We start from the raw sequence: 10,383 nt of genomic DNA, 5'->3' as shown, positions 1-10,383 counted from the left end.
GGAGTAGAAAAACTAGCTTTCTACTCCCTTTTATCCCTTTTTAACAAGGGACTTTTTCAGTGCCCTCTTTTATTACTGGCAGCTTTTTTATATTGACTAAAAATTACATTTTATTCAATCCGACAAAAACAACGGCAAAAACAGCCAGAGCGCCCGCTACATAGCCAACTGTTCCAATTCCTCCACGTTTTGTTTCTGCTTTGCTGTTTCTTATTTTACTATATGCTGCATCGCGATAAGCTTTAACATATATAGAATCATTTAAAAGCGAAGTATTACTTGCCTGTTCTTTCAATGGTTTAAAATAATCAGAAGAACTTTCGCTCCTTTGGTTCCTGATTTTTTTTATAGTTTCTTCTTTTAGCATAAAGTTTTGTACATCGGCAACCGCAATCCTTTTTATGGAGTCGGGATTAGAAGTTTGTGAAAATGCATTACCTGATAAGGCAGATGTTAGAAGAGAAGCGAATAGGAGAGACTTAAACATATATAAAAATACAATTTATTAATTTCATTTTAATATTTGAGTTGGGCAAAAAGAAAATTCTAATGACTTTGATTGTGTATTTTGGTCTAGCTTTTTTACTGAAAAGCCTTTTGATTAACCCTTAAAATTTATTGAACTAACAATATCATAAGCGTAAAGTTTTATTGATTTGGAATTTTATCAAAGCAAATATTCACCTCCGTTAAAAAACATTTGTTCATTTAGGAGAAGAAAAAATATTGTTCTCAGTTTAAGGGAATGATAAAACTAATTTAATTTCCTGGAAAGCATAAAAAAAGGGTAAACAGCTCCGCCATTTACCCTCATATCTAAATTAACGCTCTCAAACATGAAGTTTGATTACAAGGCTCTCAACCCTTGATGGTATAAAGTTACGTGATGTTATATGAAGATTTAATGAAGTCAGTTTTAATTTAGATTTGTAATCCTTTTTCTGAGCATGCTTAACGTTTCCAAGTTTATATTAGGAATTTATCGTTTTCATCAGCATCTTTAAAATGGATAAAGTGTGGAAACAATATGGCATTAATACTAACGGATGTTTTCTAAAACTTTTCTTTTACCGTCTATTGCTGCTTCATCATAATTCAAACCAAGTATATCTGCAACGAGTGGATAAACATTTACGTTTTCAAAAGACGGTATTTTTAAACCTTTTTTAAATGTTGGTCCCCAGGCTAAAAATGTAGCGTGCATGTCTTTCACAACCGAAGGATCAAACCCATGATACCCTGCTCCAGGTTTTCTGCTGGAGAAAACTTTTGGCCAGGTGGGAATCAGTAAAATGTCGCCAATACGATTCATCTTATCATCTTTTGAACTATAGTGAAAATGTTCAGGCATTTCACTTTTTAAATAGGTGGTGTAATCTTTTTCTTCGCTTTTTAATTTTTGATATAAGGTATTTATGTCTGCTTTATTTTTGGCGTGAATATCCATCATGGTACCTGAAGATGCAATAATGTATCTAGCGCTATCAATAGATTTGGGGGTAGGTATTGGATTTTCACGGTCAACAGCAGTCATACCATGATCTGAAACAAATACGTAGTTAACAGGCAGTTTAGTGGTTGCAACAGCTTTGGTAAGTTCATAAATAATAGAATCTACTTCCTTAACAGCCTTACTGGCGTCATCGGATTCTGGTCCAAAACTATGTCCAGCATGGTCAGGTTCAGAAAGATAAAATGTTATTAGGTGAGGTCTTTGTTCTTCTGGTAACATCAGCCATTCTTTTACCGTGTTTATGCGTTGGGCAACAGGAATTTTTTCGTTATAATCATAATAGTAGCTAGGTCTTGTTCCTTTAATTTCAGCTTCAGAGCCTACCCAAAACATACTTGCAGTCATCATGTTTTGTTGCTCGGCAAGTACCCAAAGTGGCGTACCTCCATACCACTTACCATCTTTCACTTTAGCTTTGGCACCCATCGAATAGCGCTCATTTGATTTTTCATCCAGGAAGCTGTTATTAACCAATCCATGATGGGAAGGGTATAATCCAGTAACAATGGTATAGTGATTTGGAAAGGTTAAGGAAGGAAAACTAGGAATCATTGATTCAGCTTGTACACCCTTACTGCCGAGCTCGAGTAAGTGAGTCGCTTTATATTTTTGAGCATAATCCCACCTAAAACCATCGGCCGATATTAATATTACATAAGGTTTCTTTTGCTGCTCCAACGAATTTTTTCTGCCCTGTGCTTTGTGTTGTAGCGTATCGGTTTGTGCCGCTGCATTTAAACTTCCAGCTACTATAAGTAAGAAAAGCACAAAGTATTTAAACTCTTTTTTAATTATTTTCATTTATCAATTTTTAAGCTTAGTTATAGATTTCTTTTAGCAAACCAGCCTGGGCAAGGCCTTTTTCATTACCTCGGCATGATCAGGATGGCGAGCAACAGCAGGGATTGTAATTTTTCTTGACATAATATAATAATGAGAAAGGGGGCGGCTTAATGCAACCAACCACGATCAACAAGGCTGCAAATTTCCGTCTTTAAATTAAAAACTATGTTATCGGAATGTTAACATAGTTTTTAAATACCGTATTAAGCTTGTTACGAGCCAAGAGTATTATAGAATGAATATTCAATCTCTGGTCTTTCTTTCTATTTTGTACCAATTATGTTTTATACCATCGAAATTGAAAGTTTCGATAAAGCTAAAGCCTATTTTATTTAGAATTTTATTAGAACCATCGTTTTCACAATCTGCAATAGCATAAACTTCATTGGCCTGGAGTTTATCAAAAGCATATTCGAGCGAAGCTATTGCCGTTTCAGTAGCAATTCCCTGTCCCCAATATTTTTTAATTAGTCTATAACCCAGATCGTAATAATTTTTATGGTGATTGGTTTCTTCTGTTATTAGTTTTAAGCCCGTCCAGCCGATAAATTTATTTGTTTTCTTATCTATGATGGCCCAGCGCCCGATGCCATTACTAAGGTATTGTGCTCTGATAAAATTTATATCGTCAATGGCTTGTGTGGTGCTTGTTATTGGTTTATTGCCCAGGTATTTTTGTACTTCGGGATCAGCGTTGAGTTCGAAAAATCCCTCTACATCTATTGGTAGTATTTCTCTTAAAATGAATCTTTCAGTTTCTGCAAATATTTTCATGGAGATTATTTATTAGCGATACTGTCTTTTATTTATGTTGTTTAAATAGCCATTCAGGAATTTCAGCGCTTAATAATAACGGGATGTTTATCGTGTCGTGATTCAGCTCTGTAAATGTTTTGAAAGTTATTTTTTTACTCTGTTTTAATTGTTCAAATAATTCGGCACTTCCTTTATATGGGTTTTCAACATCTTTTTGTCCGTGAATAAGGAGGATGCTTTTACGCTTCATGGCATTAAGATTAGAAAAATCGGGAACAGCAGCTATAGAAACTACTGCGGCAAACTTCTGTGGCGCTAAGCTTAATAGGTTTTGAGCTGTTGAAGCGCCCATTGAGTAACCGACTAAGTAAATTTTTGATTGGTCGATATTGGTGTATTTTGCCTCCATCTCGTTCAGTAAATCTAAAACTAAGTTAATCTTATCACCAGGCTTTGAAAGCAACAAACCATTTTCATTTGCCAAATAATTTGAAGAACGTTCGCTAAACTGAGGGGCAATAACGAAGCAATTGTAGTTTTCGTAAATTTCTGGTCTTAACCAAATTTTAGATAAAGGCTCCAGTTGTTTTTCATTATCGTTTCCGATACGTGTAGAATTATGAAAGGTTATAACTACAGGATATTTCTTTTTGATGTCGTAATTTTTAGGGAATAAAAGTCTGTATGGCAATTCTGTATTATTATGCTTATAAATTCTTTTTTCGAACTTATCATTCGGAATTTTATTGATTATGGCTTTGGTTTCTACAAATGTTAAACTGTCTACTTTTAAATGATCGAATGTTTGAATTTGAGCGATTGCAAAGCTAGTGTTAAAGCATAATGCGGAAAATATTATTAGGTTTTTTAAATGTTTATGCATTTTTTATTATTGAGGATTTATTGCCCTAAGATATATATTATAAAGTTTTTCAGGTTATAATATTTACCTAAACTGTTGTTATATGTACAATGCAATTATATTATTTGTTAAGCTAAACTCGGACTGAAAATTCGGCTAAATATATTTGTTTTTTGTAGGTGCCTGGGGATAATCCCGTTATTTTTTTAAAGGTTTTTGAAAAGTAGGAGAGGTTATCGAATCTAAGATGAAGGGCAATTTCGGTGTAATTTAAAGCTGTGGTTGCCATCATATACTGAGCTCTTTCAATACGTTTTTGCACCAAAAAGTTTAACGGGCGGATACCTGTATGCTTTTTAAACTGACGTGAAAAATAATCTACATTTTGATCTACCCGTGCTGCGAGGCTGGATACAGATAGATCTGAATCTAAGTGTTTAAGAATATAAGTTACCGTATCGACCATGTTTGATGACTGGACACTCTGGGGCCTGGTATGATGGGTTTCAAAATTTAAAAATCGGGAACTTAATTGTTGAATGATACCAAGAGTTTCATAAAACGTCGAAGAATTTTGTCTTAGATTCTTTTGCTGGCAATCATTGTAAAAAAGTTCGTTTTCATAGGTTTTTGGGTCGTAAGATTTTGTAATGCCTCGCTCTGGGTTAATTTCAATAAGCCTTTGGAAAAGTTGAAAATCAAGATCGCTGGCAGAAACCTTCGCTATAGATTTTATGTTTTGAAATAAAGAACTGCCTGTTTCTAAATCATCAAAAAACTGTACATAATATTGCGTCAGTTTATCCTTGCATAACATATCGCACATGGTATAGCTGGGTACTAAGTATATATAGCCTTTTTCTAATTTGATATTACCTGTTGCATCAGATAACTGTCCAAGCCCAGCGCCTATATAGTAAATTCTGGTATATGGGCTGATTATTCCACGATAACTCCAATTGGATGTAAGTTCTACGACATCGACATTTAGCAACGAGTAGCGCTGTTGTGATAAACGATTTAGCATCTGAATTAATCTAGGGATTTATATAAAATCAGAAGTCGGATTTTTACCAAAAAAATTCCTTTTTCTACAAATAAAGATATATTATTTCATTTAAGTTTGAATAACCAATATAAACTTTTGTTATTCGCATAAGGAATAATATTAATGTTTGAAGAACTTTTTTGTAACCATGTTGTCAGGATGCGTGATTTGCCAAGTTTCATTAACCTGCAATGGGAACAACTAGCTTATTAGGTATTAAAGTGAAACATGTTAAAATATTTTGCTTTATGTTAAATTTCATCGAAGGAGGCGGTGGTTTTGCCTTTAAGCTTTTTAACTATTTAAAATTTCATTAAATAATTGTACTAAGCAGTTTGGATAACTACCAAACAATATAAAATATTTGATCTAGACTAAATTAGTGGAGGTTGTATGTAGAGCTTTATATACTATATGCCTAAAATTACGTAAAACGTTTTACGAGCTCACCCACCTCTGCCAATGAATCTGATTAAAAAGATTAAAACTAAAATAACAAACTAAACTAAATGTATGAAAATGAGGAAATTTTACTCCACTTTTAGTGGCCTAGAGCGGGATAAATCTACCGCTTCAAGAAGTATACTCAAACTTGTTGTAACAGGTATCGCTATTTTGAGCTTACAAAATTCTGCAAAAGCAGGGATTATTGGCACAGAGCTGAATGCCGCCGTTGCTCCTTTTGAGGATGCGAACAAGCTTAACAAATTAAATAAAGCATTCTTTAAACCCATTACTGGGGTTGTAACCGATGATACTGGAAATCCGCTTCCTGGTGCAACGGTTGTAGCAAAGGGTACAAATGTAAAAACAGTAACAGATAATGATGGTAGGTTTTCCTTAAATGTTCCAGATAATGCGACCGTATTGGTTATTTCATTTATCGGCATGGAAGCTCAGGAAGTAAATATCAGTAATTTGAGTAATGTTACGATCAAGCTAAAACCATCAGGCAGCGCCAATTTATCGGAGGTTGTTGTAACGGCTTTAGGTGTAAAACGCGAGAAAAAAGCATTAACCTTTGCGGCACAGCAACTTAGTGCGGTAGAGTTAACCAAAGCTGGAGCGCCCAATTTTATGGAAGCCTTAAGTGGTAAGGCTGCAGGTGTTGATGTTGGGATTAGTAATTCAGGTGTTGGTGGTTCTACAAAAACAGTACTAAGGGGTTCTAAATCTATTGCTGGAAGTAGTGAAGCACTTTTCGTAATTGATGGTGTGCCTGTGGTGAACAACAAGGGTGGGCAACCTGGATCGTACGGAGGAACAGATGCAGGCGATGGTTTATCAGCACTAAATCAGGATGATTTTGAATCTGTAACGATTTTAAGAGGTGCCAATGGTGCTATTTTGTATGGTAGTCAAGGTGCAAACGGCGTTATTTTAATTAATACTAAGAAAGGTCAGGCGGGAAAAATTGCTATCGCCTTAAATTCTACTACAAACTTTAGTACTGTAGCTACCTTACCAGAATTCCAGTTTAGTTATGGAGCTGTAGCAGGAAACGACAGAAGCTGGTCTAAATCAAAAGGAAATTATCAAACCAATTATATCGATGATTTTTTTCAAACAGGCGTAAACACAATCAATACGGTATCTGTATCAGGAGGAAATGAAAAAACAACCAATTATTTTTCATACGGAAATAATTACGCTTCAGGCGTTGTACCTACAAGTACTTATAACAAGCATAACGTAACTTTAAGTCAGGAAACAAAATTATTTGATGATAAGTTGATTCTTAGTGGAAACGTTAGGTTCTCTTATGAGAAATCAAAAAACCGTCCAGGAGCAGGCTATTATAACAACCCATTAACAGGTTTATATTTGTTTGCCCGCGAAAGAGATTTTGATAGCTACAAAACAAACTATCAGATTTTTGATGCAACCAGAAACCTGTTCAGACAAAACTGGTATTCTACTGAAGAAAAACAAAACAACCCATATTGGGAGTTAAACAACGACCCAAAACTTACAACCAGTAACAGGGTAATTGCAACAGCAAAAGCATCGTATGCATTTTTACCACATTTTAGGTTTGATGTTCGCGGAAATATAGATTATAACGATCGATTATTAGATTATCGTTATGCTGCAGGCGGTAATTCAGTAAGTGTAAGCTCTAACGGAACTTGGAATTACACCAAGTATAACGACAAAGCTTTATATGGAGATGCTATTGTAAACTACGATAATAATTTCGGTAAATTTAGTTTAAACAGTGTTATTGGAGCAAGTATTCAAGATTACACCTTTAATGATGGAATGGCTTTTGGAAACGGTACAGTACCACTTCAATATCCTAACTTCTTTAGTTTTGCAAACTTACCTTATAATCTGGTAGTTAATCAAACTTATAGTAGAGTGCAAAAACAAGGTTTATTTGCAAATGCTTCGTTGGGTTTTAAAGATATGCTTTATTTGGATTTAGCAGGTCGTAATGACTATGCATCTACATTGGCAACTACTGGAAACGATTCTTATTTCTATTATTCAGCTGGTTTATCGGCAATTATAAGCCAAATGATTAGCCTTCCAAAAGAAATTAGTTTCTTAAAATTAAGAGCATCAACATCAAAAGTAGGTAATGAAGTGCCATATAATATTGTAAGTCCAGGTAATGTAATAGGTGGCGCTGGCGGACCTGATGGTATCGGTGGTATTAACAGAAATACACAAACTCCTTTTTCAACCTTAGTACCTGAAAAGATAATTAGTAACGAGATTGGTTTAGAAACCCGTTTCTTAAATGACAGATTGAACCTTGATTTTACTTATTATAAAAACTCAAGCACGAATCAATTTTTATCTTTAACTGCTCCTTCTGGTTCTGGTTATACTTTTTACTACGTAAATGCTGGTAAAGTAACTAACCAGGGTTTTGAGTTAACATTAGGTGGCGATCCGATTAAAAATGATAATTTCAAATGGAACTCTACCATAAACTTATCACAAAACAAAAACAAAATTGTTCAGCTTATCGCCGAAAATCCAGAGTACCAGGTAGGTAGTAACGATGAAGGATTTAACTCAATTATTAAATCTGGTGGTTCATTTAACGATTTATATATCTTTAAACTTGCCCGTAATACAGCAGGACAAATTATATTAGATGCTGATGGTAAGCCAACCAGAACTGCTAATCAAGAGTATGTAGGAAATTTAAACCCGAATTTTATTACTGGCTGGAACAACACATTTACTTACAAAGATTTAAGCCTAAGTGCTTTAGTAACGGCTAAGTTTGGTGGTGTTGCATTCTCTAAAACAGAAGCCTTCTTAGATTCGTATGGGGTAAGTAAAAGAACTGGTGATATTCGTGATGCAGGTACAACTATGCCAATCAATGCAATTCAAGGAACTACGCCTGTTACTTCAATCGACCCAGAAGTTTATTATAGCGTAATCGGTGATCGAAACGGAATCATGGAACCTTACGTATTTTCTAGAACGAATGTTCGATTAGCGCAGGTTTCATTAGCCTATAACATTCCGATCAAGGGTTCGGCGATTAAATCAGCTTCGGTTTCGCTAGTTGGTAGAAACCTGTTTTTCTTCTACAAAAAAGCACCATTTGATCCTGAGCAAGCCATGAGTACAAGTAACAGTAATCAGGCAAATGATGTGTTCGCAGTTCCTGCTACACGCTCGTATGGTTTTAATCTTAAGTTGAACTTTTAATATCTTAAAGTAATGAAAAAATTATGTTTAGTAGTGCTTGCTTTGATTTTACTCAACTCTTGCACCAAAAATTTCGAAGAAATAAATACTAATCCCAATCAAATAACAGACAAATTATTAGAGCAGGATTTTAATCTTGTGGGTTCTTCGTTTTCAGTAATGTTGTTTAACCTTATGGGACATCAAATTGAAGAAGATTTGTGTTATGATAACTGGATGGGTTATATGGGTGCACCAACCCCTTATGTTGGTGGTGTAAACAACACAACGTATTACCTGCGTTGGATTGATGCATACTGGAATCGTATATATGGTAGCGTAATGTCTCCATCCAAACAAGTAATTGAGCTTGCAGGAGAGAAAAACTTACCATTATTTGCAGATTGGGCAAAATTTGTTAGAATCTTAGCTATGTCTAAACTAACCGCTATACACGGACCAGTAATTTATTCTAACTATGGAACTGCAGGCTTAGGTTCAATTAAATACGATAAAGAATCTGATTTGTATACTGCTATGTTTACACAATTAGATCAGATTGAGTCAAATTTTAAAGCTAACCCAACTTATACAGGCTTTACTAAATTTGATCCGAGCTACAAAGGCAATATGGCTGCATGGTTAAAATTAATTAACTCAATACGTTTCCGCTTAGCTATGCGCATAGTAAAAGTAAGTCCGGCTGTTGCAAAAACACAGGGTGAAAAAGCCTTAGCAGATCCAGTTGGTTTAATCAGCACTAATGCCGAAAATTTTCTAATACCATTAAATGGTAATGTTATGCCAGTTGCCATGATTAGTTTTGATTGGGGCGATACACGTATGGGAGCAACAATGGAATCTTTTATGGTGGGCTTAAAAGATGGACGTATGGCTAAATACTTCAACGAAGTTAGCGATGCATCATTAGTTACTGACCATCCTACGTATAAGTATAAAGGTATCCGCAGTGGAGCATTTATCAATTCTAAAGACGATAGGATTTCTTACTCTACAGTAAGTTCAGATTTCAAATCAGTACAAAACAGAAGAGGTTTCGTGGCTGCAGAAATTGCATTTTTAAAAGCTGAGGCAGCATTAAGAGGCTGGGCTAACGCTGGTGATGCGAAAACAAATTATGAAAACGGCGTACGTCTTTCTTTTGCCGATTGGGGAGCTGCAGGTGTTGATGCTTATTTAGCTGATGCAACAAGCAAACCTATTAATTACATCGACCCGAAGGATAGCAGAAATAATTTTACAGCACTTTCTACCATTACAGTTGCCTGGAATGCAGGTGATTCTAATGAATTAAAGCTGGAAAAAATTATTACTCAAAAATACCTATCAACTTTTACCAATACATTGGAGGCTTGGGTAGATTTTAGAAGAACAGGTTATCCTAAAATTCCACATGTTGCTAAAAATGATAGTAGTCCAGATTGGGGTATTATTACTTCGGATCAGTGGATAAAACGTTTGGTATACGTACCTGCAGAAAGAACTGGAAATGCTGCTGCTGTAGCAGAAGCTTCAACTTTTTTAAGTTCGGGTAAAGATGATATTGCATCGCGATTATGGTGGGATACTGGCGCCGCAAGTAATTTCTAAATGTTGCTAAAATGGCCACCGAAAGGGAGGGCACTGAAAAAGTTACCTCCTTTATTGGGTTAACTTTGAAAATCGATCAGGTGAAACATGTTT

The 10,383-nt window shown here is 35.2% G+C and carries 7 protein-coding genes; 2 read left to right on the top strand and 5 right to left on the bottom strand.

The features are described from left to right. Nucleotides 1-103: 103 nt before the first annotated feature. The 5 genes from ABD692_RS13110 to ABD692_RS13090 all read right to left on the bottom strand — a co-directional run bounded on the left by ABD692_RS13110 (nt 104) and on the right by ABD692_RS13090 (nt 5,001). Nucleotides 104-487: a hypothetical protein gene (locus ABD692_RS13110; RefSeq protein WP_344767658.1), complete on the bottom strand. Its 384-nt coding sequence runs from the start codon at nt 485-487 to the stop codon at nt 104-106. Between the two features lie 552 nt (nt 488-1,039). After that, nucleotides 1,040-2,314, bottom strand: a complete 1,275-nt coding sequence (locus ABD692_RS13105; RefSeq protein ID WP_344767656.1) for an alkaline phosphatase family protein — start codon at nt 2,312-2,314, stop codon at nt 1,040-1,042. 285 nt (nt 2,315-2,599) lie between these two features. Continuing rightward, on the bottom strand, nt 2,600-3,130 hold the full coding sequence (locus ABD692_RS13100) for a GNAT family N-acetyltransferase (protein ID WP_344767654.1): 531 nt from the start codon (nt 3,128-3,130) through the stop codon (nt 2,600-2,602). A 28-nt stretch (nt 3,131-3,158) separates the two neighbouring features. Then, the gene (locus tag ABD692_RS13095; RefSeq protein ID WP_344767652.1) at nt 3,159-3,995 is read right to left on the bottom strand and encodes a carboxylesterase family protein; all 837 of its coding nucleotides are present in this window, start codon (nt 3,993-3,995) and stop codon (nt 3,159-3,161) included. A 112-nt stretch (nt 3,996-4,107) separates the two neighbouring features. After that, on the bottom strand, nt 4,108-5,001 hold the full coding sequence (locus ABD692_RS13090; protein ID WP_344767650.1) for a helix-turn-helix domain-containing protein: 894 nt from the start codon (nt 4,999-5,001) through the stop codon (nt 4,108-4,110). A 540-nt stretch (nt 5,002-5,541) separates the two neighbouring features. Between ABD692_RS13090 and ABD692_RS13085 the strand changes: the two genes are divergently transcribed. Then, nucleotides 5,542-8,700 (top strand): SusC/RagA family TonB-linked outer membrane protein, encoded by a 3,159-nt coding sequence (locus ABD692_RS13085; RefSeq protein WP_344767648.1) that lies wholly within the window; start codon nt 5,542-5,544, stop codon nt 8,698-8,700. A gap of 12 nt (nt 8,701-8,712) precedes the next feature. Then, nucleotides 8,713-10,290, top strand: a complete 1,578-nt coding sequence (locus ABD692_RS13080; RefSeq protein WP_316761167.1) for a SusD/RagB family nutrient-binding outer membrane lipoprotein — start codon at nt 8,713-8,715, stop codon at nt 10,288-10,290. Nucleotides 10,291-10,383 lie beyond the last annotated feature (93 nt).

It is taken from the genome of Pedobacter ginsengiterrae (assembly GCF_039537385.1).
GTDB classification, from domain to species: Bacteria; Bacteroidota; Bacteroidia; order Sphingobacteriales; family Sphingobacteriaceae; genus Pedobacter; species Pedobacter ginsengiterrae.
This window is presented reverse-complemented; position numbering and strand designations above follow the sequence as displayed.